Source organism: Burkholderia sp. PR2 (assembly GCF_052372875.1).
Lineage (GTDB): Bacteria > Pseudomonadota > Gammaproteobacteria > Burkholderiales > Burkholderiaceae > Burkholderia > Burkholderia diffusa.
In genome coordinates, this window is sequence record NZ_JBQRWH010000001.1 from 739,286 (window position 1) to 765,547 (window position 26,262).

A 26,262-nucleotide genomic window follows, 5' to 3' on the forward strand; every position below is an offset into this window, starting at 1 on the left:
TCGTTACTTGCCCGCGTCGGCCGGCTTCACGGTCATCGGCGGGTTCGGCCACAGGCCGTATACGGACGGCGCGTACAGCGCTTCGACGCGCGTCGGCGGCAGCCCGAAGGTGCCGACGTTGTTCAGCCGCACCGTGTATTCGACCGAGAGTTTGCCCTTCGGCAGATAGTCGTAATACGCGCGGTAGCCGTCGAAGTCGCGTTCGATGAACGCCGGCCACGCGCCGTCCGGGGATTTTTCGCCCTGCGTCGCGGCTTCGGAGTCGCGGCCGAGGCCGGAGCCGAGGATCGTCGCGCCGGACGGGATCGGATCGTTGACGACGACCCACGTCATGTCGCTCTGCGCATCGATGTCGAGATGCACGCGCACGACGTCGCCGCGCGTCAGCACACCCTTGACGGCGGGCGACACGGGCGTGACCGTCTTCGTGATCCGGTAGCCGGCCGCGAACGGCGCGCGCAGCGCAACGGCCGCGAGGCTTTCGACGGTCGCCCACGGGCGGCCCGTTCCGTCCTGGATGACGGATAGCGTGGCCGGCGCCTGCGCCGCACGCGGCCACGGCATCAGCACGCTGCGCGCGGCGGCGGCGCGGGTCGCGGCGGTGGCCGACGCGGGGGCGTCGGCGGGCGCCGGCGGCTGCGACCAGGAAATCGCGCGCTCGTTGCCGCCGAGCGCGACCTTCGTCGTGCCCGCCACCGGCGTGCTCTCGTAGGTGCGCGAGAAGCGTTCGATCGCGAGCTGGCCGAGCGCGTTCGACGTCGTCGTCTGCCATGCGCCCTGGCGTTGCAGCGCGAGGAGGCCGGTCGCGATGCGCGGCATCTCGTCCTTCCACGCCGGGTCGCCCGCGAATTCCAGCGCGAGACGCGCGGCGTTGGTCTCGTTGCTCGTCATCAGCCACCACAGATCGTCGTCGCGCGCGGTCGAGAACACGAGCTGCGTGCCCTGGTACGTGAGGCGCGCACGCAGGATCTGCTCGACCTGCGCGCGTTTCTCGTCACGCTGCGGGATGTCCTTCACACGCGTGAGGATCGCGTGATAGTCGATCACCGCCGACGTCGGCCACTGGTTCGGTGCGATCTCGATCGAACCGAGCATGCGGCCCTGCGCTGCACCGTAACGCGACAGCGCCTCGATCGCGGCGAGCTTGCGCAGATCGCGATCCTGGCGCGGCGCCCACGCGTTGCGCTCGATGCGGCCATCGACGAAGCGTGCGAGCCCGGCCTCGAGCTGCGTGCGCAGGTCTTCCGGCAGCGCGAAGCGCGCGTCGAGGCGTGCGGCCTCGTCGGCGACCACGAGCAGGTAAGACGACAGCGTCGGGCTGCCGTAGTGTGCATCGTCGGACGACGGCGGGAAGTAGCTCGCGAGGCCATCGCTGTCGAGGTACACCGGCATGCGTGCAACCAGCGCCTGCCATTGCGCGGCGTCATGAAGGCCGATCGCGCGCGACGTCTGCTGTTCGAGGCAGCGGTACGGATAGCGCTCGAACCAGCGCCGCACGCCGGGCAGGCCGTCGGCGAGCTTCGACTGCAGCGACACGGCGATGCCGCCGCGCGGCGCGCCCTGTGCGTTGTTGATGGCGCCGGCCGGAGCCGACACGGGCACCGTCAGCGTGCCGTCGACCTGCGTGAGCGTAGCCTGCTGCACGGTGACCGGCAGCGCGGGCACGACCTTCTGCGCGACGGCGAGCGCATCGGACGCGCGCTTGCCACCTTGCTCGGCCGCCTCGATGCGCCAGTTCAATGCGCCGGCCGCGTCGAGCGCCTGCTCGGGCACGGTGATCGTCCATGCAACCTCCGTCGCCGCATTGGCCGCGAGCGACACGGTTTGCGGCGCGACGTCGAGGCCCGTCACGCGCGGCGTCACGACGACCTGCATCGCGCGGTCGGTCGTGTTGCGCAGCGTGACCTGCGCGCGGAACGCATCGCCTTCACGCACGAGCGGCGGCAGTCCGGAGATCAGTTGCAGATCCTGGGTGCTGCGAATCGACGTGCTGCCGGTGCCGAAGCGATCGGGGCCGACCGCCGCGATCGCGACGATCCGGAAGCGCGTGAGCGCGTCGTTCAGCGGCACTTCGACGGTCGCGCTGCCGTTCGCGTCGAGCGTCACGCGCGGGTTCCACAGCAGCAGCGTGTCGAACAGCTCGCGTGTCGGCGAGCTGCCGCCGCCGCCGCCCGCCGGCACGGCCTTGCGGCCGAAGTGGCGGCGGCCGACGATTTCCATCTGCGCGGTGGCCGTCTCGACACCGTACGCGCGTCGCTGCAGCATCGCGTCGAGCAGGTCCCAGCTGTTGTTCGGCATCAGCTCGAGCAGCGCCTCGTCGACGGCCGCGACCGCGATCTGCGTGCCGGCTGGCGCCGGCTGGCCGTTCGGCAGCGTGACCTTCACGTGCGCCTGCGCCTTGCTGCGCACCGTGTACCGCGTCGCGTCCGTCGTCACGGACACGCCGAGACGATGCACGCCCGTGCCGACCTTGATCTCGCCGAGGCCATAGCGGAACGCGGGCTTCGACAAATCGACGAACGCGGTCGGCGCTTCATAGTGACGGCCTTCGCGCCAGAACGCGCGGGCCCATTCGACCGGCGCCTTCCAGCCCCAGGTGAAGAACGAGTACCACGGCACTTCGCGAATTCGGCCGCGCAACGCGAGCACCGACACGTACACGTTCGGCCCCCACGATTCGCCGACCTTCAGGTCGACGGTCGGGTTCTTGCCGTTGAGTTCGACGATGTGCGTTTCCATCACGCCGCCGCGTTCGACCGCGACGAGCGCGGTTGCGTAGCGGAACGGCATGCGGACCTGGAAGCGGGCCGTTTCGCCCGCCTCGTAGGACGTCTTTTCCGGGATCACGTCGATCCGGTCGGTGTTGTCGCCGCCGAACCAGAGTTCGTCCTCGCGCGTGACCCAGACGGACGTCGACGCATTCGACGTGCGGCCGTCGCCGTCCTTCGCGACCGCGATCAACTGGATGTTGCCGGCTTGTTCGAGCGTCGCGTCGCAGGCCATGCGGCCCTTGTCGTCGGTCTTGCCCGAGCACAGCACGCCGAGGTCGCGCGTGTCGCTCTTGTTGTCGTATGCGTAGAAGCCGCCGACCATCCGCTTGCGCGACGACGTCGTGATGTGCGCGACACCCTTGATCTCGACCGCCACCGATGCACGCGGCTTGCCCTGCAGGTCGACCGCGAGCGCCTGCACCGGCACGCGCTGGCCGACCGACACCCAGCGGCCGGCCTTGATGCCGGCCACGACCGCGGCCGGCCACAGGATCGTGTCGCCGCGGATCGTCTGTACTTCGCCGTTCGGGTCCGCGAACGTCGCCTCGAGCGCGATGCGCTTCGGCGCGTCGACGTCGGGCAGGCCCTTGAGCGTGACTGTGCCGGCGCCGTTGCGGTCGAGCGTCAGCGGCAGCTTGTCCGCGATCAACCGGGTCGCGTCGGGATCGTTGTTCGCGGCCGATGCGCTGTCGCCGTCCTGCGCATCGTCGTCGGCATTGCCGTCGCTGCGCTCCGGACGATACGGCGTGAAGCTGAAGTCCTCGAAGCGATCCGCGAACGGCGGCGACGCCCACTTCATCAGCGCCGACACCTGCACGGGCAGGTTCGATGCGCCGCCGCCCGACACGTAGTCGATCTGCACCGCGAGCGGCGCTTCCTTGACCGCGACGAGCGGGCTCTTCTGCGCGTCGCGCGCGCCGATCGACCCCTTGAGCACCGGCAGGCGGAATGCCTCGACACGGAAGCTGCCGCTGTAGTAGCTGGCGGTCGGTGCATCGTCGGGGCCGCCTTCGAGCGAGACGCTGTATTCGCCGAGCTTCGCCGCGGGCGGCAGCGTGAATCGCGTGTCGGCGCTGTGGTCGACGGACCACGTGAGCGGCAGTTTGTAGGTCTGGTCGGAGCCGAGATGGCGGATCGTCACGCGCGTCGGGTATTGCGCCGGAAACGCGAGGCTCTGCAGCGTCTCGGTGCGCAGGAAGTGTTTCATCGACACGGTTTCGCCGGCACGCAGCAGCGTGCGGTCGAATACGGTATGCGCGCGCACGGTCGGCGCGCTGTCGGTGTCGGTCGGCACGTTGAAGCGCCACGATTCGATCCCGCGGTTCCAGTTCGAGCTGACGAACGCCATGTCCGGGCCCGTCCTGGGATCATCGACGCGTGCCGACACGAAGTAGTCGTCGAAGCGTTCCGACTGGCTGCATTCGTGCTTCGGCTCGAATGCACCGTCGATCTTCAGCAGGCCGTGCACATCGGTCTTGCCGGACGCGATTTCGTCTCCGTTGCAATCCGACACGCGGATTCGCGCGTTCGGCACGGGCTTGCCCTTGTCGAGCGTCGTGACCCACACGAGGTTGTTCTCGCGGCCCTGTTTCAGATGCACGCCGAGGTTCGTGACGAGCACGGTGGTACGTACGTACATGCTCGACGGCTTCGCGAGCAGCGAGCGGCCGAGCGCGGGCGACGCGAGTTCGAGCACGTAGAAGCCGGGTTTTTCGATCGGCACGCCGACGACCTCGAATGGACGCAGCGCCTTCGGATCGGCCTTCGGCAACGTCAGTGCCTGCGCACCCGGCTCTCCGGCGAGCAGCGACAGCGAGCGCACGTCGATGCGACGGTTCTGCGGCGCGGGCATCTTTTCGCCGGCCTGGAGCGGCACGTAGACGGGGTGCTGGCCCTTGCGACGGAGCAGGCCCGGGATGCGCTCGTCGATCGTGCCGGCCGTCATCGACCAGTTGTCGAAGCGCTCGACGGTGCGCATCCATTGACGAATCGCGGTGTCGTCGTCGACTTTCAGGTTCGAGAATTGCGCGCCGCTCGTGTTGAGGCCCGCGACATGCAGGTCGGCCTCGACGTTGCGCAGCGTGACGGGCACGAGCGCAGGCGTATCCGGTTCGGCGAAACGCTCGACGATCCCGAAGGTGCCCGACGAGAATTTCGCGAGCGGCGGCATCGGCGCGGTGCGCGTCGCGAGCGGGAACAGGTCTGCGTTCGCGAGCGCGCGCTCGGTCACGTCGTGCAGGCCGGACGGCAGCTCGATCGTCAGGTTCGCCTGCGCGGGCAGCGGCGGGTTGAAGGTGACGGTCGTCACTTCGTCGCTGTGATCGTCGGCCGCGAAGGTCGGTGAAAGCGAACCGTCAGGGCCGCGCAGCTTGATCGCCTCGGCGTTCTTGCGCGAGATCGGCGCATTGAACGACAGCGTGAGCGGACGCAGCGGCGTGCAGGGCGCCTTCGCATTTTCGCGCTCGCACGAGAAGCTCGCGGCGAACGGCGCGCGCACGGTGAAGTCGAAGCGGCGCTCGGTGTCGTTCGCGATGCCGCTCGGGCTCGCGACGCCCTTGCCGTAGACGAGTTGCATCTTCGCGCTCGCGGGCAGCGCCTGCGCGCACGACAGTGTCAGCACGCGCGCGGCGTCCTTCTTCAGTCCGAAGTGGTCGAGCAGCGCGTTGCGGGTATCGTCGTCGGCGGCCGTGACGGGGATGCGGTTGCCGATGCCGGCCGCTTCGCACCAGATGTTCGCGAGCGCGGAGCGCGGCTCGGCCGGGCCGTTCAGCTTCAGCACGAAAACCTGGCGCTCCTCGATCTCGCGCGACCCGGGGCGCACTGTCACAGGGAACGGGCCGCCGGTCTGAAACGTGAAGCGGCGCGGGCCGCTGACCGCATTGCCGGCGACCGAGCGCAGCGTGTCGTTGAGCGCGACGGAGCAGCGCACGCCGGGCGGCAGGTCGTTCTCGAAATCGTAGACCCACGTCTTGTCGTCGAGCCAGTGTCCCTGGCCGCGTGCGGCGGTGGAGTCGTTGCAGGTCATGCGCGCGGGACTCGGCGCGGAGGCGGAACCGAACGCGACCATCGGTTCGTCGAACTTGACGACGCTTTGCCGCACTTCGGTGACGGTGCCTTGCGGCGACACGCTCACCGTGCGTGCGGCGCCCGCATGCAGCGACAGTGCCGCGGCAGCGCCGAGCGCCGTGACCGCGCCGATGCGCCAGAGCAGCCGTGTGGTGTGACGGGTTGAATTCGTATTGTTGTGCTTGTCGTGCTGCTTCATCGCTCGATGCCCTCGGAGGGAAGCTTTCTGTTTGATTGCACGCGATTCTAACCGACGCGCATGTGAGCGGATGAATGGAGACGGCGTGTCGCCGGCTTGCGACACGCCGGCATCCCGAAGCAGAATTGTCGCGTCGACGACACAAAAATGCAGCGAAATGTCGATTGTCTCGGATTGCGGAACATTTATTGGACTATAAAAGCATTGTCCAATTCGAATTGTGCGCGTACATTTCAGGGCCGCGCGAAAGTTTGAGAAATATCAAGCGTGGTTTTCCCGAATCCGGTGTTCGAGAGAAGGAAACATGCACAACGACAACACCCCCCACTCGCGTCGCGATCGCGACGCAGCCGCATCCGGCATCACGCGGCGTCAATGGCTGCAAGGCGCACTGGCGCTGACGGCGGCAGGCCTCACCGGCTCGCTGGCGTTGCGAGCCTTGGCCGATAATCCCGGCGCCGCGCCGCTCGATACGTTCATGACGCTCTCCGAAGCACTGACAGGCAAGAAAGGGCTGAGCCGCGTGCTCGGCGACCGCTTCCTGCAGGCCTTGCAGAAGGGCTCGTTCAAGACCGCCGACGGTCTGTCGCAACTCGCCGGCGCGCTCGCGTCCGGTTCATTGAGTCCCGATCAGGAGGCCTCCGCGCTGTCGATTCTCGAAGCGTGGTATCTCGGCATCGTCGACAACGTCGTGATTACGTACGAGGAAGCATTAATGTTCAGCGTCGTATCCGATACGCTCGTGATTCCTTCGTATTGCCCCAACAAACCCGGCTTCTGGGCCGAAAAACCGACCGAGAGGCAAGCCTGATGGCCGATACCGATACGCAAAAAGCCGACGTCGTGGTCGTCGGATCCGGTGTCGCAGGCGCGATCGTCGCGCACCAGCTCGCCATGGCCGGCAAGTCGGTGATCCTGCTCGAGGCAGGCCCGCGCATGCCGCGCTGGGAAATCGTCGAACGCTTCCGCAATCAGCCCGACAAGACGGACTTCATGGCGCCGTACCCGTCGAGCCCGTGGGCGCCGCATCCGGAATACGGCCCGCCGAACGACTACCTGGTCCTGAAGGGCGAGCACAAGTTCAACTCGCAGTACATCCGCGCGGTGGGCGGCACGACGTGGCACTGGGCCGCGTCGGCGTGGCGCTTCATCCCGAACGACTTCAAGATGAAGACCGTGTACGGCGTCGGTCGCGACTGGCCGATCCAGTACGACGACCTCGAGCATTACTACCAGCGCGCGGAGGAAGAACTCGGCGTGTGGGGCCCCGGCCCCGAGGAGGACCTGTACTCGCCGCGCAAGCAGCCGTATCCGATGCCGCCGCTGCCGTTGTCGTTCAACGAGCAGACGATCAAGAGCGCGCTCAACGGCCATGACCCGAAGTTCCACGTGGTGACCGAACCGGTCGCGCGCAACAGCCGTCCGTACGACGGCCGGCCAACCTGTTGCGGGAACAACAACTGCATGCCGATCTGCCCGATCGGTGCGATGTACAACGGCATCGTGCACGTCGAGAAGGCCGAGCAGGCCGGCGCGAAGCTGATCGACAGCGCGGTCGTCTACAAGCTCGAGACGGGTCCGGACAAGCGCATCGTCGCCGCGATCTACAAGGACAAGACGGGCGCCGACCATCGCGTCGAGGGCAAGTACTTCGTGGTCGCCGCGAACGGCATCGAGACGCCGAAGATCCTGCTGATGTCGGCGAACCGCGACTTCCCGAACGGCGTCGCGAACAGCTCCGACATGGTCGGGCGCAACCTGATGGACCACCCGGGCACGGGCGTGTCGTTCTATGCGAGCGAGAAGCTGTGGCCGGGTCGCGGTCCGCAGGAAATGACGTCGCTGATCGGTTTCCGCGACGGTCCGTTCCGCGCGACCGAAGCCGCGAAGAAGATCCATCTGTCGAACATGTCGCGCATCAACCAGGAGACGCAGAAGATCTTCAAGGCCGGCAAGCTGATGAAGTCCGACGAGCTCGACGCGCAGATCCGCGATCGTTCGGCCCGCTACGTGCAGTTCGACTGCTTCCACGAAATCCTGCCGCAGCCCGAGAACCGCATCGTGCCGAGCAAGACCGCCACCGACGCGATCGGCATTCCGCGCCCGGAAATCACCTATGCGATCGACGACTACGTGAAGCGCGGCGCCGTGCACACGCGCGAAGTCTATGCGACCGCGGCGCAGGTGCTGGGCGGCACGGACGTCGTGTTCAACGACGAGTTCGCGCCGAACAACCACATCACGGGCGCGACGATCATGGGCGCGGATGCACGCGACTCGGTCGTCGACAAGGACTGCCGCACGTTCGACCATCCGAACCTGTTCATCTCGAGCAGCTCGACGATGCCGACCGTCGGTACGGTGAACGTGACGCTGACGATCGCGGCGCTGGCGCTGCGGATGTCGGACACGCTGAAGAAGGAAGTCTGACCGTGCGGAAATCTACTCTCACCTTCCTCCTCGCTGGCTGCCTCGCGCTACCGGGCCTCGTGCGCGCGGCCGACTCGGCCGATCCCGCGCAGATCAAGCGCGGCGAATATCTCGCGGTCGCGGGCGACTGCATGGCCTGCCACACCGCGAAGGGCGGCAAGCCGTTCGCCGGCGGCCTCGGGATGCCGGTGCCGATGCTCGGCAAGATCTATACGAGCAACATCACGCCCGACCCGGACACCGGCATCGGCAACTGGACGTTCGACGACTTCGAGCGGGCGGTGCGTCACGGCGTGTCGAAGAACGGCAACAACCTGTACCCGGCGATGCCTTACGTGTCGTACGCGAAGATCAACGACGACGACGTGCAGGCGCTGTATGCATACTTCATGCACGGTGTCGAACCGGTCAAGCAGACGCCGCCGAAGAACGAGATTCCCGCGCTGTTGAGCATGCGCTGGCCGCTGAAGATCTGGAACTGGCTGTTCCTGAAGGACGGCGCGTACGCGCCGAAGCCGACGCAGAGCGCCGAGTGGAACCGCGGCGCGTACCTGGTGCAGGGCCTCGCGCACTGCAGCACGTGCCACACGCCGCGCGGCATCGCGATGCAGGAGAAGTCGCTCGACGAGTCGGGCGGCAGCTTCCTGTCGGGCTCGGTGCTCGCGGGCTGGGACGGCTACAACATCACGTCCGACCCGAACGCGGGGATCGGCGGCTGGACGCAGCAGCAACTCGTCCAGTACCTGCGTACCGGCAGCGTGCCGGGCCTCGCGCAGGCGGCCGGTCCGATGGCCGAGGCGGTCGAGCACAGCTTCTCGAAGATGACCGACGCCGACATCGGCGCGATCGCGACGTATATCCGCACGGTGCCGGCGGTGGCCAGCGGCGACGCGAAGCAGTCGCGCTCGTCGTGGGGCAAGCCGGCCGAAGACGGCCTGAAGCTGCGCGGCGTGGCGCTCGCGTCGTCGGGCATCGATCCGGCGCGGCTGTATCTCGGCAACTGCGCGACGTGCCACCAGATGCAGGGCAAGGGCACGCCTGACGGCTATTACCCGTCGCTGTTCCACAACTCGACGGTGGGTGCGTCGAATCCGGCGAACCTGGTGCAGGTGATCCTGAATGGCGTGCAGCGCAAGGCCGGCAGCGAGGACGTCGGCATGCCCGCGTTCCGCAACGAGCTGTCGGATGCGCAGATCGCCGCGCTGGTGAACTACCTGACCGGCCAGTTCGGCAATCCGGCCGCGAAGGTGACCGAGCAGGACGTCGCGAAGGCGCGTTGACGCCGGACGCGACGCGGCACGAAGCAGGGCAACACTGACAAGAGGAGGCGCACAGCACATCGGGCGGGCCCCGATGCCGGTTGTTGCAGAGCGGGGCGGGCGGCCGGCAGCCGCCCGTTCCGGTTCACAGGCAATCCGGTGCGCGCGGTTCGCGCACCGCTTTCGTTGATCACACCATGACACCGAATCAACCGTTTCTCGCTTCCCAGCGCGATGTGCTGCTGCTGCTGTCCCGAATCCTGCTCGTGATCCTGTTCGTGATGTTCGGCTGGAAGAAGATCGTCGACTTCTCCGGTACGATCGCGTTCATGGGAAGCGAGGGTGCGCCTGCACCGATTGTTTCGGCGGCAATCTCCGTCGTGATGGAGCTGTTCGCCGGCATCGCGATCCTCGTCGGTTTCCAGACGCGGCCGCTCGCGCTGCTGCTTGCGCTGTATACGATCGGCACCGGCTTGATCGGCCACCACTACTGGACGATGACGGGCGGCGAGCAGATGAACAACATGATTCATTTCTACAAGAACATCGCGATCTCGGGCGGCCTGCTCGCGCTCTGCGCGGCGGGCCCCGGACGTTTTTCGATCGATCGCGGGTAAACGGATCGCCGGCGCGCGCATGGGGCGCGTGTCGGACGGTCGGGACTCCGAGGGGGCATCATTTTGCGACTCAAACATTTCGCATGGCTGATCGTGGCCGCCACGCCGGCGGCCGCGTTCGCGCAGACAAGCGTGACGCTGTACGGCCGGATCGACGGCGGCGTCGAATACCTGAACCACATCGCGACGCCCAACGGCAGCTCGACGCGCTGGAGCGCGGAAGGCGGCGACTGGGGCACCAGCATGTTCGGCCTGAAAGGCGTCGAGGATCTCGGCGGCGGGATGTCGACGGTCTTCAACCTGGAAACCGCGTTTCAGGTGATGAACGGCACGACGGGCGGCGGACGCATGTGGTCGCGCCGCGCGTATGTCGGGCTGAAGAGCGACACGTGGGGACAGCTGCAGGCCGGCCGCAACCTGTTCATCGACAGTGATGGCGTGTGGGAATTCGATCCGTTCGTGCAGCAGGCGTTTTCGTCCGCATCGCTCGTGCGCGGGCGCAACTGGCAGCAGAGCAGCAACAACATCGAATATCACAGCCCGGTGATCGGCGGCTTCGACGTGCAGGCGCAATATGCGTTCGGCAACCAGTCGCGCGGCTTCAACTACGGCGCGGCCGACGACTTCGGCCGCTCGGACGGGATCATGATCTCGTACCACTCGCCGGTGCTCGACGTGCGCGGTATCTACGACGAGCTGCGCGACAACAACGGCAAGTTCAGCAACATCTTCACCGCGTCGCGCGAGTATTTCGTCGGCGCGAACGTGAAGGTCTCGAAGTTCAAGATCCAGGGCGCCTATACGCACTACCAGGCGCCGGACAGCCCGGCGGGCGTCGCCGATCGCGCCGATCACTACTGGCTCGGCGCGACCTACACGGCAACGCCGCAGTGGGCCGTGACGGGCGGCGGGTATTACGTGAAGGTCGGTGACGGCGGCGGCGATGCGTCGCACGATCCGTCAGGGCACGCGATCATGTACGTGCTCGGTACGACGTACAACCTGTCGAAGCGCACGTTCCTGTACGGGACGGTCGCGTATGTGCGCAACGGCGGCAACTCGAACTTCTCGCTGCTCGCGTCGCCGCGCGACGCGACGTCGGGCACGAGCCCGATGACGGGCGAATCGCAGACGGGCGCGTATGTCGGGATGATGCATACGTTCTGATCGAGGCGTAGCGCACGCAAGGCACGGGTGATGGTGGCCCGTGCCTTGTTGCGTTTACGGCGACGGACGGTCCTCTGACGCTGCCGGTTCATGTGAGCGGTGTCGATCACACAAAAGGAAAGACCCCGCCGAAACCGGCGGGGTCGGTGGATCGACGACGTTGCGGCCGCGCACGTGCCGCGCATCGCCTGTCAGTTAATCGAGTGCTTTCCCGGCCTTCTCGTCCATGCAGCGAATGGCGAGCAGCGTCATCGCACCACAGCCGATCGCATACCACGCGGGTGCGTTCGGGTTGCCGGTCGCCGCGATCAGCCAGGTCACGAAAAACTGCGCGAAGCCGCCGAAGATCGCGACGCCGACGCTGTAGACGAGCGCACCGCCGGTCGCCCGAACCGCACGCGGGAACAGCTCGCCGAGCATCGCACCGGTCGCGCCGATGTTGATCGCGTGCACGACAGAGAGCGCGGCGATGATCGACAGCAGCGACGCGGCGCCTGGCCACCGGTTCAGCGCGATGAACGCGGGGTAGATCGCGCCCATCAGCACGATGCGCGTCCACCAGACGATTCGGTTGCGCCCGTAGACGTCGGACAGGTGGCCGCCGATCGGCGTCACCAGCATCAGGATCGCGCCCGCGACGCAGCCTGCCGTCATCGACAGCCAGGTCGGAAGATGCAGCACCTGCACGCCGTAGATCGCCATGTAGAACACGATGATGTAGTGGATCGACGTGCCGCCGATCGTCACGCCGAGGCCCGCGAACACAGCCTTGCCGTGGTGGCGCAGCACATCGGCGAGCGGCAGCGACGCGACCGGCTCGTCGTGCGTGGTGGCGTGCGCGGCAGCCGGCACTTCCTCGACGGTCTTGCGCAGCCAGTAGCCGAGCGGTACGAACAGCGTGCCGATGATGAACGGCACGCGCCAGCCCCAGCTTTCGAGCTGCGCGGCATTGAGCGTCGACGTGAGCGCGACGCCGGTCAGCGCGCCGGCGAGCGCGGCGAGCCCCTGGCTCGAGAACTGGAACGACGCGTAGAAGCCGCGGCGGTGCTGCGGTGCCTGTTCGAGCAGCAGCGTCGTCGACGCGCCGACTTCGCCGCCCGATGCGAACCCCTGCAGCAGGCGTGCGAGCACGAGCAGCAGCGGCGCGGCGATGCCGATCTGCGCGAAGGTCGGCGCGACCGCGATCGTCGCGGTGCCGAGCGCCATCAGCAAGAGCGTCAGGATCATCGCCTTCTTGCGGCCGGCGCGGTCGGCATACATGCCGATCACGAGGCCGCCGAGCGGACGCGTGACGAAGCCGACGCCGAAGCTCGCGACCGCGAGCATCAGCTGCCCGAACGACGAGTGGACCGGAAAGAACAGCTTGCCGATCAGGATTGCGAAGAAGCTGTAGACCGTGAAGTCGTAGAACTCGAGCGCGTTGCCGACCGCGGCGGCCGCGATCAGGCGGCGTTTCTTCGCGGCGGCGCGGGCATCGGCCGGCGAGCCGGCGAACGGAAGGGCGGACGTTTCCATGGGGTTCCCCTGCTAAAGCGCGGAACTGCGTGATGAAGGGCCGTCAGGCCGCGAGCCAGGCTTCGGCGACGCGGACCCAGTAGCTCGCGCCGATCGCGAGGATGTCGTCGTTGAAGTCGTAGCCGGGGTTGTGCACCATGCAGCCGCCCTTGCTGCCGATCCCGTTGCCGATGAACGCATAGCAGCCGGGGCGCGCCTCGAGCATGAACGCGAAGTCCTCGCTGCCCATCAGCGGCGCGGCCTCGGTCTCGACGCGCTCGGCGCCGAGCATCCGGCGTGCGATGTCGGCTGCAAACGCGGTGGGTTCGGGATGGTTGACGAGCACCGGGTAGCCGTAGTCGTAATCCACTTCCGCGGTGAGGCCGAAGCTTTCCGCCTGGCCCTTCGCGAGCGCTTCGATTCGGCGGGCGAGCAGCGCGCGCACGTCGGCGTTCAGCGCGCGCACCGACAGCTTCATCACGACGGTTTCGGGAATGATGTTGAAGGTCTCGCCGGCCTGCACGCTGCCGACCGTGATCACGGCCGCATGCTGCGCATCGACCTCGCGCGCGACGATCGTCTGCAGCGCGACCATGATGCTGCCCGCGGCCGACATCGGATCGCGTGCGAAGTGCGGCATCGCCCCGTGACCGCCGACGCCGCGCAGCGTGATCGTCACGCGGTCGGCCGACGCCATCGCGGCGCCGGTGCGGAATGCCATGTCGCCGGCGGCGCGGCCCGGCATGTTGTGGATCGCGAAGATCGCATCGCACGGGAAGCGGTCGAACAGGCCGTCGTCCATCATCGATTTCGCGCCACCGAAGTTTTCCTCGGCTGGCTGGAAGATCAGGTTCAGCGTGCCGGAGAACTGGCGCGTCGCGGCCAGGTGGCGCGCCGCGCACAGCAGCATCGCGGTGTGGCCGTCGTGGCCGCATGCATGCATCTTGTTCGCATGGCGGCTCGCGTAGGGCAGGCCGGTGGCCTCGGCGAGCGGCAGCGCGTCCATGTCGGCGCGCAGGCCGACGGTGCGCGTGCCTTGTCCTTCGCGCAGCACGCCGACGACGCCCGTCTTGCCTATGCCGCGATGCACTTCGTAGCCCCAGCCGGTGAGCAGTTCCGCGACGAGATCGCTCGTCAGCGTTTCCTCGAACGCGAGTTCCGGGTGCGCATGGATGCGGCGGCGCACTTCGATGTGGTCTGGGGCGATCGCGGCGATGCCGGGGATGACGGGGTTCGCGGCTTGCAGCATGGTGTCTCCTGTGGGGCCGGTGGACGTTTGACGCGCATATGACGGTAAAGGATATAAATTTCTTTTGCGCACCAGAAGCTGCTAAATTGCTTTGGTGCACACCACCGGTTGCCGCTCGGGAATACCCTGAGCCTGCATGCGCCGCGCTGCACGGGGGTTTCCACGAATCACGCATGCCGCCATGAAATACCATCAGTTGAAAGCGTTCGTCACCGTCGCGGACGAAGGGAGCATCCGAGCGGCCGCGCGGCGTCTGAACGTGTCGCCGGCGGCGTTGACGAAGGCGGTCAAGGAACTGGAGATCGCGCTCGGCGTGTCGCTCGTCGTGCGCACCGCGCGCGGCGTGCAGCTCACGGCGTTCGGCCAGCAGTTGCAGGTGCGCGCGCGGCTGATCGTCGCCGAGATGCAGCGTGCGCGCGACGACATCGAGCAGGCGCAGGGCGCGATGACGGGCTCGGTCGCGGCGGCGATCACGCCGGCCGCCGCGGTGACGATCCTGCCCGACGCGTTTCGCGCGTTCCGGCGGCGCTTTCCGGTCGCGCGCGTCAATCTGATCGAAGGGTTTCCGGGCGTCGCGCTGCCGCGGCTGCACGACGGCTCCCTCGATTTCGCGGTGGCCGTCGTCGTGCCCGAACTGCTGGCGGCCGAGTTCGATCACGCGGAACTCTATGCGAGCCGATCATTGATCGTCGCGCGCAAGGGGCATCCACTCGCGTCGGCCACGTCGCTCGCCGATCTCGTCGAGGCCGACTGGCTGATGAATCCGTCGCCGGAAAGCTCGACCCAGGTGCTGTTCAACACGTTCATCGCATACGGGCTGCCGGTGCCGCAGCGGGTCGTCGAATGCCCGAGCTTCGGCCTCGCGCACAGCCTGATGACGGGCTGCGACCTGATCGCGTCGATGCCCGAACAACTGCTGCAAGGGGAGTGGGCGCGCGACCAGCTCGTGGTGCTGCCGATCCGCGAGCGGCTGCCCGGCGTGTCCGTGCAGGTCGTCACGCGCCGCGACAGTCCGCTCACGCCGGCTGCGGCAATGCTGCTCGACTGCCTGCGCGATTCCGCGCGACGCAAGGGGCTCCGTTGAGCATGCTCCATGCGGGCCACACAATGCATCGAATAGTGATCCTGATTATCGGTCGCACGCCTGCGATCGGCCCCGCTTGCGGCACGCCCGCCGCGAGCCGGTATCATAGCGGCCGGCCTGCCGCCCCGGCCGGCTTCCGACAACACGCCATCCGGCATCCAGCAATCAGAGGCATCACATGACCAGTGCAACCCAATTCGACAACGTATCGGTCGTCAAGCGCGCGAACGTCTATTTCGACGGCAAGTGCGTGTCGCATACCGTGCTCTTCCCGGACGGCACGCGCAAGACGCTCGGCGTGATCCTGCCGTGCGCGCTCAACTTCGGCACGGACGCGCCCGAATTGATGGAAGTGCAGGCCGGCAAGTGCCGCGTGAAGCTCGACGGCAGCAGCGACTGGCAGACCTACGGCTCCGGCGAATCGTTCTCTGTGCCGGGCAAGAGCCGCTTCGACATCGAAGTGCTCGAGACGCTCGACTACGTCTGCAGCTACCTGTAAGCGCGCAAGCACGGTCGCGACGCGTGCGTGCGGCCCGTGCGCCCAAACGAAAAAGCCCCGCCTAGGCGGGGCTTGTCGCATGCGGACGGCGCAACGCCGTCCGGCGCGGGGCTTACAGGCAGGCGCTGATGTCGCCGGCGGCAGCCGCGTCGCCGCGCACGCCGACCCACGTCTTCGCGTCCGGCTTCGACGACGGGCGAACCATCGCGGCCACGCCGTTCGGCGGCTGCTGGCCCGGTGCGTAGACATCGGTCGCGAGGCCGTTGGCGAGCACGTTCTGCGAGATCACCTGCTGTTGCGACTTGTCGGCCCAGGTCTTGGCGATGCACGCCGAGACGTCCGGGGCGGCCTTCTGGCTTTGTCCCACGTTCTGCACGGCCGGATCGGCCGCGTGAGCAGAAATTGCCACGGTCAATGCGATGAGCGGTAAGTATTTCACGTTCACGTTTTATCTCCCTCGAGTCGTGATTGATTGAGTGGGATGCGCAGCAGAACTGCGTGCCTGTGAGATTGCATCGGACAAATGCGGTTCCGGCGATTCCGAAACAAGTTGTTAACGCGCTTGCCAAACGGCACTCCGGATGCATTGCGTTCTGTCGCGCGGCGGCATGCGTCGTGCGCGGTCCGTGTGGAGACGCGACAACGACGTCATGCGTCGTGAGGTCGGCTCGCTGCCCTGAGGTGTGGCGGATTGACGGCCGCGGCGTGCTGCATGTGTCTGCATGTCGCGCCGCGACGCTTCTTTATTGGATGACGATGTGGAACGGCTGAATGATGGCCCCGTCGCATGAGTACCATGATGACAAACTTTCGTCCGATCGATTGTCAACGAAGTTTAAACGCCGGACGCGGCGGCGCGCGCGGTGCGTATCAGCCGGCCTTGCGCATACCTGCGTCGCGCAGGTTGACGGGTACGACCGGACGGAAGCGTTCGCGCTTCTGTTCGTCGTCGAAGTGGTGGAGCGCGGGCTTGATCAAGTCGCTGCGCGACACGATGCCGATGATGCGCAGCGATTGCGGATCGTCGACGACCGGCAGGCGTTCAAGGCCGAGCATCGCGAGCCGCGATGCGACCACGCGGCACGTTTCGTGCGCCTGCGCGACGGCCGGCACATGCTCGGCGAACGCGTTCGCGAGCGCGCCGCCGGGACCGGCCTGCGCGCGCTGCGCGTCGAGCGTCGCGCGATCGACGATGCCGAGCAGGCGGCCGTTCTGCTCGACCGGGTATGCACGGTGTGTCTGCTTTACGCCGAAGTACTGCGACTCGACCGCGTCGAGCGTCATGGCCCCGTCGATCGCGACGAGCGCGTCGGCCGAGGTCATCACTTCGGCCACGTCATGGCGTTCGAGCGGATCGACGCCGTATTCGCGGTAGATGTGATACCCGCGGCGCGCGATCTTTTCCGTCATGATCGAACGCTTCATCACGACGGTCGCGAAGCCGTGCGCGACGAGCGTCGCGGCGAGCAGCGGCAGCAGTGCGTTCGCGTCGTGCGTGAGGCCGAACGCGAACACGATCGCGGTCAGCGGCGCGCCAAGCGTCGCGCCGAGCGTCGCGGCCATGCAGACGAGCGGCCAGAGCGCCGGATCGCCGCCAGGCAGCACCGGCGACAGCACGGTGCCGAGGCCGGCGCCGAGCATCAGCAGCGGGGCCAGCACGCCTCCCGACGTGCCGGAGCCGAGCGCGATTACCCACATCACGGCCTTCACGATCAGCAGCGCGAGCGCGATCTTCAGTGCGATGCGCTGGTGCAGCAGGTCGCCGATCACGTCGTAGCCGACACCGAGTGCGCGCGGCTCGAGCCAGCCGCCGATGCCGATCACGATCGCGCCGAGCGCCGGCCACCACATCCAGTGCACAGACAGCTTCGCGAAGGCGTCCTCGACGCGGTACAGCGCGGCCGACAGGCCGCATGCGAGCATGCCCGACAGCAGGCCCGCGACGATGCACGACAGCAGCGCGACGGGCGTCGGCGATGCGGTGGCCAGCGGAAACAGCGGGCCGACACCGAAGAACACGGCGCGGGCGAAACCGGCCACCGCGCACGCGAGCGCGACCGGCAGGAAACTGCGCGGACGCCATTCGAACAGCAGCAGTTCGACCGCGAGCAGCACGGCGGCGACCGGCGTGCCGAACACGGCGGTCATACCGGCGGCCGCGCCCGCGACGAGCAGCGTCTTGCGTTCGGCCGCGGTCACGTGCACGCATTGCGCGATCAGCGAGCCGAGCGCGCCGCCCGTCATGATGATCGGGCCCTCGGCACCGAACGGGCCGCCGCTTCCAATCACGACGCCGGACGACAGCGGCTTGAGGATCGCAACCTTCGGCGACATGCGGCTCTTGCCGAACAGGATCGCCTCGATCGCTTCGGGAATGCCGTGGCCGCGGATCTTCTCCGAGCCGAAACGCGCCATCAACCCGACGATCAGCCCGCCGATCACCGGCACGATGATCACCCACGCGCCGAGCGTGTTGTGGGCGGGCGAGCGGTCGGCGAACGAGAACTGCTGGAAGAAGAACAGGTTCGTGAACAGGTGGATCAGGCTCAACAGCACGAACGCCGCCAGCGTGCTGAGCACGCCGATCCCGGCAGCCAGCAATGCTATTCTGGGCAGGCGTTCGTTGGTCGAGAAATCGCGTTTGTGTGGTGCGTTCATCGGAGCAGGGAGAGGTTGGTCAAGCCTGGGTCAATAATCGATCTGCGGAACCTGGAACGTGCCCTTGAGCGATTTCAGTTCCGTGCGGTGCATGGCCGCGAGGCGGGCGAGCAGCGTTTCGCCGGCTTCCTCGAGGTGGACCTCGACCTGCCGGCGGTCCGCTTCGCTCGTCTTGCGCTTCACGAGCCCGAGCGCCTCGCAGCGCGTCACCAGCGCGACGACGCCGTGATGCTGCGCCTGCAGGCGTTCGGCGAGTTCGCCGATGGTGGCCCATTCGCGATGCGGGTAGCCCTTGATGTGCAGCAGCAGCAGATACTGCAGCGGCGTCACGCCTTCGCTTTGCGCGGCGCGTTCGGAGAAGCGCTCGAAGCGGCGCATCTGGTAGCGGAACTCGGACAGTTGCTGGAAATCGGCTTTGGTCAGCGAGCGTCGGGTATCGGTCATTGCGGTCGGTCGGGCAGGAGTTTCGGCAACGTGAAATATATCACAATATGATATAAATGGACGATTTTCAGCGGAATGGAGCACATTTCGTTGTTCGTCGGCGTTACGCGGCCTCGAGCATCCGCGTCTGCTGGTACAGGCCCGTGACGAGATCCGTCTGCGTAATGATGCCGACGAGCCGTCGCGATGCGTCGACGACCGGGATGTGGTGGTGGCCCGAATGTGTAAACAGCGGCACCAGCGCGGTGATCGGCATGGTCTGCGGCACGGACGCGACGTCGCGGGTCATCACTGTCGCGACGCTGGGCGGCTGGCCGCCGAACGACTGCGGCAGCCGCGCGGCCAGCTGCTGCCACAGCGGAGCGGGGCGGCGCAGCTGGCGCGTGAGGTCGGCGCGCGTGACGATGCCGATCAGGCGATCGTCGCCGTCCACGACGGGCAGTGCCTTCACGCGATGGCGGTCGAGCAGCGTCAGCGCCGCCGTCACCGACGTCGACGGGGCGACTTCGATCGCGTTCTTCGTCATCAGGTCGGCGCACGTGAGCTGGCTGAACGTGCGCGCATACGCTTGCATCTCGGTTTCGCGCAGCAGCATCTCGAGGTCGTCCGGATCGACGTCGAGCCATTCGCCGCGGCGCTTCAGCACGGCGTCGAGATCGGCGCGCGTGAAGCCGCCGCGTGCCGGCGCGGCGTTGGCGTCTTGCGGCTTCGCGTCGGGACGCACGCCGCCGTGCGGATAGCGGTGGCCTGTCAGCGCGTGGTACACGAGCGCGGCCGACAGCAGGATCGCCGATTGCAGCGCGATCGGCTCGACCACGAAGCCGAAGCCGAGCGAGTGGATCGCGGGGCCGCCGAGCACGGCCGTCAGCGCGACCGCGCCCGACGGCGGGTGCACGCAGCGCAGGACGAACATGCCGCCGATCGCGAGGGCGACCGCAACCGCGGCGGCAGTGATCGGATCGGCGATCGACTGCGCGCACGCGACGCCGACGGTCGCCGCCACCAGATTGCCGCCGATGATCGACCACGGCTGCGCGAGCGGACTCGCGGGCACCGCGAACAGCAGCACCGCCGACGCCCCCATCGGCGCGACGAGCAGCGGCACGAGGCCCGGCACGCCGGGCAGCAGCCGCATCGTGACGCCGACCGTCGCGATGCCGACGAGCGCGCCCGTGCACGAGCGCATGCGCTCGCGCCAGCCGAGCGTCATCGGATGGGGAATGAAGCTGTGCAGCCATTGGCGGAATGTGCGGCGCGACGGGGAGGAGCCTGACGACATGGACGATAAGCGGTAAAAATGACGACGCGGATGACGCAGCGCAAGGAAGGCGCAGATTATATCGCGTTGTGATATAAATTGTCGCGCTGCATCAAGACGTTGCAGGCGCGCGACGCGTCCGTCTTGCAAAAACCTTTCATCAGATGAAAGCTTGGCGACGCTGCAACCGCGCAAATTTGTCTGCGGCGGCGTACAATTCGGGCCACCGAATCCCTCGATATGCCACAACCACGCACGCGATGCCCGCTCTCCCGCCCGTTCCCCGGCATGGCGATCGCTTGCGCATCGTTCGCGCGCACGCTCCGATTCCCGTCTGACGCGAGCGCCGCCGACGTTTTCCCACCGACACTCCCCAAGCCAATTCAATGGACATGCTCGAAAACATGCGCCTGTTCGTGCGCGTTGTCGAAGCCGGCAGTTTCACCGCGGTCGCCAAAGAAATCGATGCGACCACCGCGCAGGTATCGCGCGCGGTGTCGAATCTCGAAGCTCACGTACAGACGCGGCTGCTGCATCGCACGACGCGCCATCTCGGCCTCACCGAAAGCGGCGAACGCTACTTCGAGCGTGCGAAATCGATCCTCGCCGAATTCGACTACGCGAACGCCGAGGCGCGCAACGCGCTGCTGCGGCCGAGCGGCAAGATGCGCATCCATGCGATGACGGGGCTCGGGCAGAGTCATGTCGTATCGTCGATCGTGCGCTACCAGGAAGACAACCCGGACGTTTCGATCGAGCTGACGCTCGCGCAGCGGATGCCGAACCTCGTCGAGGAAGGCTACGACGTGTCGATCGTGACCGCGTCGCAGCTGCCCGATTCCGGCTACGTCGCGCAGACTTGCGGAACGAGTTGCAGCGTGCTGGTGGCATCGCGCGAATACCTGGCGCGGCATGGCACGCCGACGACGCCAGATGATCTGCCGAACCACGTGTGCCTGCGCCTCGATACGCCCGCATCGCCGGCCAGCGAGTGGCGGCTCGAGCGCGGCGACGACGAGGATACGGTGTACGAGCTGCAGCCGGCACCGTTCCAGGTCAACGTACCGGATGCGCTGTGCGTCGCGGTGCGGGCAGGGCGCGGCATCGCGTGCGTCGCGCTGTACACCGTGCTCGACGACATCCGTGAAGGGCGGCTGATTCGCGTGCTGCCCGATTACCGGCTGCAGACGGTCAGCGTGTATGCCGTCTATGCGACACGCCGCTATCTCGACGCGAAGATCCGCACCTTCCTCGACCATCTGCGCACGACGCTCACGCCCGCGCTGGAGAACGACCTGCGCGAACTCGACCGGCTCGCGGTCGAGCCGGCGCCGGGCAGCCGCCAGCGCGCGTGATGCTGCCGCCGTTCGCTCGCCCGGCGGCGCCGGGCGTCATGCGTGCGGCGTGACCCGAATCCGTTCGAAGCGGCCGGCGAGCCACGCGTAGGCGGCGATGCCGATCAGCCCGTGTGCTGCGACGAACCACAGCGCGCCCGCGAACGAGCCCGTGTGCGCGACGAAATAGCCGATCGCGAGCGGCGTGACGATCCCCGCGATGTTGCCGAGGCCGTTGAACACGCCACCGCTCAGGCCGACCATGCCTTCCGGCGCGGTATCGGCAAGCACGGCCCAGCCGACCGCCGCGAGGCCCTTGCCGAAGAACGCGATCGTCATCAGCGCGATCACGACGGTGTTCGACGACGCGCCGTTCGCGAGCACGAGCAGCGTCGCCATCGCCATCCCCACGACGAACGGCGTCTTGCGTGCGCGCGACGGATGCACGCCGCGCCGGATCAGCCAGTCCGACAGCACGCCGCCGAGCACACCGCCGGTGAAGCCGCAGAGCGCCGGCAGCGCGGCGACCCAGCCGGCCTCCATGATCGTCATTCCGCGGCCCTTGATCAGGTAGATCGGGAACCACGTGATGAAGAAATAGGTGAGCGCCGTGATGGCGTACTGGCCGACATAGATCGCCCACAGGTTCCGGTGGCGGAACAGCTGCGATGCGTCGCGCCACGATACGCGCTGCCGGTGCCGGACGCGGTTCGCCTCGAGATCGACGAGCGCGCCGCGTTGGCGCAGGTCGTCGCGCTCGGCGTCGCTCACGCGCGGATGGCTGTGCGGCTCGCGATACCACGCGAACCAGAGCGCCGACAGCGCGACGCCGAGCATCCCCATCCACAGGAACACGTGTTCCCAGCCGAGCGCGTGCGTCAGCCAGGCCATCGCGGGCGCGAACAGCACGACGGCCATGTACTGCGCGGAATTGAACAGTGCCGATGCGGTGCCGCGCTCGGCAGTCGGGAACCAGCACGCGACGATCCGCGAATTGGCCGGGAACGCCGGCGATTCGACCAGGCCGAGCATGAAGCGCATCGCGAACAGCGCGAACGTCGCGGCGGCCCCCTGCGCGGCAAACCAGCCGACCGTGCCCTGCAGCATCGTGAAGACCGACCACAGCAGCAGGCTCAGGCCGTACACGCGGCGCGCGCCGAAGCGGTCGAGCAGCCAGCCGCCCGGAATCTGGCCGATCGCATAGGCCCACGCGAAAGCGGAAAAGACGATACCGAGCTGCACGGGCGTCAGCCCGAGGTCGTGCGCGACGCCGGTGCCGGCGATGGACATCGTCGCGCGATCCGCATAGTTGACGACGGTGACGGCGAAGATCAGCGCGAGGACCGTGTAACGGACGCGGCCGGTCATGCGCGACGCGGTGGATGAGGCGGGCGACGCGGCGACGGCGGCGCTGCCGCTGGATCGATTGGGCATGCGAGTCTCCTGGCCTTCGTCGTGCGAAGGTGATTGGTTTGTTGTCGTGGTGGGGGAAAGCAGGCGGCGCTCAGTTCGTGACGCTGGTCGGCGGGCGCTGGCCCGCGAAGCACGCGGCGAGGTTGGCGAGCACGATCCGGCCCATGGCGTCGCGTGTCTCGTGCGTGGCGCTCGCGCGGTGCGGCTGCACGACGACGCGTTCGAGTTCGAGCAGCGCGGCCGGCACGCGCGGTTCGTCCGCGAACACGTCGAGGCCCGCGCCGGCGATCGTGCCGTCCGCGAGCGCGCGCACGAGCGCGGCTTCGTCGACGAGCTTGCCGCGCGCGACATTGATCAGGAATCCTTGGTGGCCAAGCGCGGCGAGCACGTCGGCCGTCACGAGCACGTTGCCGTGATCGGCCGATGCCGCGAGCACGAGCACGTCGCTGTCGCGCGCGAGCGCGACCAGGTCGGGCACGTAGCGGTAGCCGCTGTCGCGATGTTCGCGCGGGCCGAAGTAGCTGACCGGCATCCGGAACGCCTGCGCGCGCTGCGCGATCGCGCGTCCGACGCGGCCGAGGCCGACGATGCCGAGCCGCTTGCCCGTCACCTGCGTCGCGAGCGGCTGCGCGGTCTTGCCCCAGCGGCCGGCGCGCACGATGCGCTCGCCGGCGCCGAGGTCGCGCAGCGTCATCAGGATCAGCCCCATCGCCATGTCGGCGACGTCGTCGGTCAGCACGTCGGGTGTCGTCGTCACGTGAATGCCGCGTGCGCGGGCGCGATCGAGATCGACGGCGTCGGTGCCGATGCCGTTGATCGCGACGATTTCGAGCGCGCTCAGCCGGTCCATCAACGCCGCGGACAACCCGTTCGCGCCTCCCGTGACGACGCCGCGGATGCGCGACGCGACGCGGTCGAGCAGCGCGTCCGGCTGGTCGGCAGCGTACAGGCGATGCACCGCGTAGCGCGCGGACAGTTCGGCGTCGATGGTGTCGGGAAGCGGCTGGGTGAGCAGGATGTCGATGGTCATGAAGGTCTCGGTCGTCGTGCGCGGCGCGGGCCGCGCATCAGGTGCAACCGAGTATAGGAACCGTATCGATATCGGTCTAACATCAAGAGACTATTGATTGATTCACGATTTGAATGATTGAACTGAACCAGCTTCGTTGCTTCGTCGCCGTGGCCGAGGAACTGCACTTCGGCCGTGCGGCCAAGCGGCTCTTCATGACGCAGCCGCCGCTCAGCCGGCAGATCCAGTTGCTCGAACATGCGCTCGGCATCGCGCTGCTCGAACGCAGCAGCCGGCAGGTCAGGCTGACCGCGGCCGGCGAGCGCTTCCTTCGCGATGCGCGGCACATCCTCGAGTTCTCCGCGCGGGCCGAGCAGGCCGCGCAGCGCGTCGCGCACGGCGGGGCTGGCCGCATCACGCTCGGCTTCACGGCCGTCAGTGCGTACCGAATGATTCCGGCGCTGCTCGCGCATGCGGCGCACGCGCTGCCGGACGTCGACGTCGAACTGCGCGAAATGGTGTCGACCGTGCAGATCGACGCGCTCGCGTCGCGCATGCTCGATGCGGGCTTCGTGCGCCAGCGCGCGGCGCGCCATCCGCTCGAATACCGGCTCGTGCAGCGCGAGCCGATGCTCGTCGCGGTCGCGCAGGGCACGCCGCTGGCCGCGTACGAGCGGATCGGCCCGGACGAGCTGGACCGGCAGCCGTTCATCGCGTATTCGCCGAACGAGGGCAAGTACTTCCACGACATGATCTCGGGGATGTTCGCCAGCGCGGGGCGCTTGCCGAACTACCTGCATTACGTCGGGCAGACGCATACGATCCTCGGCCTGGTGCGTGCCGGGCTGGGTGCCGCGCTGGTGCCGGCTTCGGCGCGCGAGCTGCATGTCGACGGTGTGGTGTTCCGGCCGCTCGCGGGCGTCGACGTGGCGGCAGAGCTGTATCTCGCGTGGCGCGCGGACAACGACAATCCGGCGCTGCCGCTGTTCAACGCGATGGTCGGGCAGTTTCTGACGGAAGGGGCGGGCGGCGTCGTCGTTTAGAAAAAGTCAGTTGTCTGACGATATCCGCCGGCACGCCTGACGCACGCCAGGGGCCCGAGAGACCGTAATGCGCCGGCTCCGCGTTGCGCTCCGGCCCGAAATTGCCACCAGCAATCCCGGTTTTTTCATGCCCGTCACGGGAAAACCCGCATTTCGCCCTCATCGGTCGTCGTATTACTGTATCGATACACTAAATCGATACAGTCGCATCGGAAGACGCGATTGAAAAGGAGACGGCCATGAGTACCTTCACCCGGCGGCGCTTTCTGCAAACGGCGTCCGCCGCCACGCTCGCGGTCGCGGGCGGCTTGCCGGAAATCGGCCGCGCGGCGCAGACCGTGACGCTGCGCTGCTCGTCGTCGATGCCGGCTGACCAGAACGCCGCGCACTACGTGTGGTACGAGCGCCTCGCGGCGAACCTGAAGGCGAGCGTTGGCGACGCGATTCGGGTCGACTACTTTCCGAACAGCCAGCTCGGCAAGGAGAGCGACGTCGCGCAGCAGGTGAAGATCGGCGCGATCGACATGATGATCGCGGGCTCGTCGATCTGGGCCACGGTCGCGCCGGAGCTCGGCATGCTCGATCTCGGCTACCTGTTCGACAGTTATGCGCACGTCGCGAAGGTGCTCGACGGCCAGGTCGGCACCAGCCTGAACGCGCTGCTGCAAAAGCGCGCGGGCTGCTCCGTGCTGACCTGGGGCTCGCACTTCGGCGGACGCTGCGTGTTCACGAAGCAGCCGGTGACGGCGCTGCAGGGCGTGAAGGGCACGAAGCTGCGCGTGTTGCCGACGCCGGCATTCATGGACACCTTCAAGGTGATGGGCGCGGTGCCGACGCCGATTCCGTTCGGCGAGCTCTACATGGCCGTGCAGACGGGCGTCGTCGACGGGCTCGAGCACGATCCGGCCACGGTGCTCGCGAGCCGCTTCGACGAGATCGTCAAGTCTTGCTGGCAATCGCACCACGTGTTCGCGGCGATGACCGTCGTGATGGGGCGGCGCGCGCTCGAGCGGATTCCGGCAAACCTGCGCCCGGCGTTCGACCGCGCGGTGGCCGACGCGACCGCGCAGCAGCGCGCGATCGCGACGCAGAAGGCCGTCCAGGCGGAGGCGGCGCTGAAGCAGCACGGGATGACGTTTCATCCGATGGCGGATGCCGAGCGCACGGCGCTGCGGCAGGCGATGCACGACCGCCTCTATATGGCATTCGCGAAGCAGTATCCGGCGACCGCGCCGCTGTTTCCGGCGATTGCCGCCGCGCGGGGTTGA

Annotated in this window: 19 protein-coding genes; 10 read left to right on the forward strand and 9 right to left on the reverse strand. The window is 67.4% G+C overall.

Annotated features, from left to right (window positions below; translation table 11 throughout):
* Positions 1-3 precede the first annotated feature (3 nt).
* Positions 4-6,036, reverse strand: coding sequence for an alpha-2-macroglobulin family protein (locus tag ACT2FV_RS03350; protein ID WP_444503198.1), 6,033 nt, complete (start codon positions 6,034-6,036; stop codon positions 4-6).
* A gap of 304 nt (positions 6,037-6,340) precedes the next feature.
* On the opposite strand from ACT2FV_RS03350, the gene ACT2FV_RS03355 reads away from it, so the two are divergent.
* The 5 genes from ACT2FV_RS03355 (at position 6,341) to ACT2FV_RS03375 (ending at position 11,509) form a co-directional block, all read left to right on the forward strand.
* Positions 6,341-6,847 (forward strand): sugar dehydrogenase complex small subunit, encoded by a 507-nt coding sequence (locus ACT2FV_RS03355; RefSeq protein WP_444503199.1) that lies wholly within the window; start codon positions 6,341-6,343, stop codon positions 6,845-6,847.
* Positions 6,847-8,466, forward strand: coding sequence for a GMC family oxidoreductase (locus ACT2FV_RS03360; protein WP_059607234.1), 1,620 nt, complete (start codon positions 6,847-6,849; stop codon positions 8,464-8,466). The genes ACT2FV_RS03355 and ACT2FV_RS03360 overlap by 1 nt, the downstream gene beginning before the upstream one ends.
* 2 nt (positions 8,467-8,468) lie before the next feature.
* Positions 8,469-9,746 (forward strand): c-type cytochrome, encoded by a 1,278-nt coding sequence (locus ACT2FV_RS03365; RefSeq protein ID WP_444503200.1) that lies wholly within the window; start codon positions 8,469-8,471, stop codon positions 9,744-9,746.
* Positions 9,747-9,922: 176 nt separating this feature from the next.
* Positions 9,923-10,342: a DoxX family protein gene (locus ACT2FV_RS03370; protein ID WP_059607238.1), complete on the forward strand. Its 420-nt coding sequence runs from the start codon at positions 9,923-9,925 to the stop codon at positions 10,340-10,342.
* Positions 10,343-10,405: 63 nt separating this feature from the next.
* Positions 10,406-11,509, forward strand: a complete 1,104-nt coding sequence (locus ACT2FV_RS03375) for a porin (protein WP_059533872.1) — start codon at positions 10,406-10,408, stop codon at positions 11,507-11,509.
* A gap of 195 nt (positions 11,510-11,704) precedes the next feature.
* Here the strand turns inward: ACT2FV_RS03375 and ACT2FV_RS03380 are convergent, their stop codons facing one another.
* Together ACT2FV_RS03380 and ACT2FV_RS03385 are read right to left on the reverse strand one after the other, a co-directional pair.
* Positions 11,705-13,024 carry an MFS transporter gene (locus ACT2FV_RS03380; protein WP_444503201.1) on the reverse strand — a complete coding sequence of 440 codons (1,320 nt, stop codon included), beginning with the start codon at positions 13,022-13,024 and terminating at the stop codon, positions 11,705-11,707.
* A gap of 43 nt (positions 13,025-13,067) precedes the next feature.
* Entirely contained in the window at positions 13,068-14,252 is a 1,185-nt protein-coding gene (locus ACT2FV_RS03385; protein WP_444503202.1) for a M20 aminoacylase family protein, read from the reverse strand.
* 181 nt (positions 14,253-14,433) lie between these two features.
* Between ACT2FV_RS03385 and ACT2FV_RS03390 the strand changes: the two genes are divergently transcribed.
* Entirely contained in the window at positions 14,434-15,336 is a 903-nt protein-coding gene (locus ACT2FV_RS03390) for a LysR substrate-binding domain-containing protein (protein WP_059607242.1), read from the forward strand.
* 178 nt (positions 15,337-15,514) lie between these two features.
* A complete protein-coding gene (gene ppnP / locus ACT2FV_RS03395; RefSeq protein WP_151049025.1) occupies positions 15,515-15,835 on the forward strand; it encodes a pyrimidine/purine nucleoside phosphorylase in 321 nt (106 codons plus the stop codon).
* Between the two features lie 112 nt (positions 15,836-15,947).
* Here ppnP and ACT2FV_RS03400 read toward each other — a convergent pair whose 3' ends face one another.
* The 4 genes from ACT2FV_RS03400 to ACT2FV_RS03415 form a co-directional block, all read right to left on the reverse strand.
* Positions 15,948-16,280, reverse strand: a complete 333-nt coding sequence (locus ACT2FV_RS03400) for a hypothetical protein (RefSeq protein WP_174919636.1) — start codon at positions 16,278-16,280, stop codon at positions 15,948-15,950.
* Positions 16,281-16,705: 425 nt separating this feature from the next.
* On the reverse strand, positions 16,706-18,493 hold the full coding sequence (locus ACT2FV_RS03405; protein ID WP_444503203.1) for a chloride channel protein: 1,788 nt from the start codon (positions 18,491-18,493) through the stop codon (positions 16,706-16,708).
* A 30-nt stretch (positions 18,494-18,523) separates the two neighbouring features.
* On the reverse strand, positions 18,524-18,937 hold the full coding sequence (locus tag ACT2FV_RS03410; RefSeq protein ID WP_059607248.1) for a MarR family winged helix-turn-helix transcriptional regulator: 414 nt from the start codon (positions 18,935-18,937) through the stop codon (positions 18,524-18,526).
* A 103-nt stretch (positions 18,938-19,040) separates the two neighbouring features.
* Positions 19,041-20,216 (reverse strand): HPP family protein, encoded by a 1,176-nt coding sequence (locus ACT2FV_RS03415; RefSeq protein WP_151049023.1) that lies wholly within the window; start codon positions 20,214-20,216, stop codon positions 19,041-19,043.
* Between the two features lie 365 nt (positions 20,217-20,581).
* Here ACT2FV_RS03415 and ACT2FV_RS03420 point away from each other — a divergent pair, with 365 nt between their 5' ends.
* Entirely contained in the window at positions 20,582-21,550 is a 969-nt protein-coding gene (locus ACT2FV_RS03420; protein WP_059607251.1) for a LysR family transcriptional regulator, read from the forward strand.
* A 36-nt stretch (positions 21,551-21,586) separates the two neighbouring features.
* Here the strand turns inward: ACT2FV_RS03420 and ACT2FV_RS03425 are convergent, their stop codons facing one another.
* Entirely contained in the window at positions 21,587-22,963 is a 1,377-nt protein-coding gene (locus tag ACT2FV_RS03425) for an MFS transporter (RefSeq protein WP_444503204.1), read from the reverse strand.
* A 70-nt stretch (positions 22,964-23,033) separates the two neighbouring features.
* Positions 23,034-23,972, reverse strand: coding sequence for a 2-hydroxyacid dehydrogenase (locus tag ACT2FV_RS03430; protein WP_444503205.1), 939 nt, complete (start codon positions 23,970-23,972; stop codon positions 23,034-23,036).
* A 113-nt stretch (positions 23,973-24,085) separates the two neighbouring features.
* Here ACT2FV_RS03430 and ACT2FV_RS03435 point away from each other — a divergent pair, with 113 nt between their 5' ends.
* Positions 24,086-24,994 carry a LysR substrate-binding domain-containing protein gene (locus tag ACT2FV_RS03435; protein WP_444503206.1) on the forward strand — a complete coding sequence of 303 codons (909 nt, stop codon included), beginning with the start codon at positions 24,086-24,088 and terminating at the stop codon, positions 24,992-24,994.
* Positions 24,995-25,233: 239 nt separating this feature from the next.
* Positions 25,234-26,262 carry a TRAP transporter substrate-binding protein gene (locus ACT2FV_RS03440; RefSeq protein WP_151049021.1) on the forward strand — a complete coding sequence of 343 codons (1,029 nt, stop codon included), beginning with the start codon at positions 25,234-25,236 and terminating at the stop codon, positions 26,260-26,262.

Excerpts from the sequence above, each read along its gene's own strand:
- ACT2FV_RS03350 (WP_444503198.1), bottom strand. The coding sequence starts at position 6,036 with ATGAAGCAGCACGACAAGCACAACAATACGAATTCAACCCGTCACACC.
- ACT2FV_RS03355 (WP_444503199.1), top strand. The coding sequence starts at position 6,341 with ATGCACAACGACAACACCCCCCACTCGCGTCGCGATCGCGACGCAGCC.
- ACT2FV_RS03360 (WP_059607234.1), top strand. The coding sequence starts at position 6,847 with ATGGCCGATACCGATACGCAAAAAGCCGACGTCGTGGTCGTCGGATCC.
- ACT2FV_RS03370 (WP_059607238.1), top strand. The coding sequence starts at position 9,923 with ATGACACCGAATCAACCGTTTCTCGCTTCCCAGCGCGATGTGCTGCTG.
- ACT2FV_RS03380 (WP_444503201.1), bottom strand. The coding sequence starts at position 13,024 with ATGGAAACGTCCGCCCTTCCGTTCGCCGGCTCGCCGGCCGATGCCCGC.
- ACT2FV_RS03385 (WP_444503202.1), bottom strand. The coding sequence starts at position 14,252 with ATGCTGCAAGCCGCGAACCCCGTCATCCCCGGCATCGCCGCGATCGCC.
- ACT2FV_RS03390 (WP_059607242.1), top strand. The coding sequence starts at position 14,434 with ATGAAATACCATCAGTTGAAAGCGTTCGTCACCGTCGCGGACGAAGGG.
- ppnP (WP_151049025.1), top strand. The coding sequence starts at position 15,515 with ATGACCAGTGCAACCCAATTCGACAACGTATCGGTCGTCAAGCGCGCG.
- ACT2FV_RS03405 (WP_444503203.1), bottom strand. The coding sequence starts at position 18,493 with ATGAACGCACCACACAAACGCGATTTCTCGACCAACGAACGCCTGCCC.
- ACT2FV_RS03410 (WP_059607248.1), bottom strand. The coding sequence starts at position 18,937 with ATGACCGATACCCGACGCTCGCTGACCAAAGCCGATTTCCAGCAACTG.
- ACT2FV_RS03415 (WP_151049023.1), bottom strand. The coding sequence starts at position 20,216 with ATGTCGTCAGGCTCCTCCCCGTCGCGCCGCACATTCCGCCAATGGCTG.
- ACT2FV_RS03420 (WP_059607251.1), top strand. The coding sequence starts at position 20,582 with ATGGACATGCTCGAAAACATGCGCCTGTTCGTGCGCGTTGTCGAAGCC.
- ACT2FV_RS03425 (WP_444503204.1), bottom strand. The coding sequence starts at position 22,963 with ATGCCCAATCGATCCAGCGGCAGCGCCGCCGTCGCCGCGTCGCCCGCC.
- ACT2FV_RS03430 (WP_444503205.1), bottom strand. The coding sequence starts at position 23,972 with ATGACCATCGACATCCTGCTCACCCAGCCGCTTCCCGACACCATCGAC.
- ACT2FV_RS03435 (WP_444503206.1), top strand. The coding sequence starts at position 24,086 with ATGATTGAACTGAACCAGCTTCGTTGCTTCGTCGCCGTGGCCGAGGAA.
- ACT2FV_RS03440 (WP_151049021.1), top strand. The coding sequence starts at position 25,234 with ATGAGTACCTTCACCCGGCGGCGCTTTCTGCAAACGGCGTCCGCCGCC.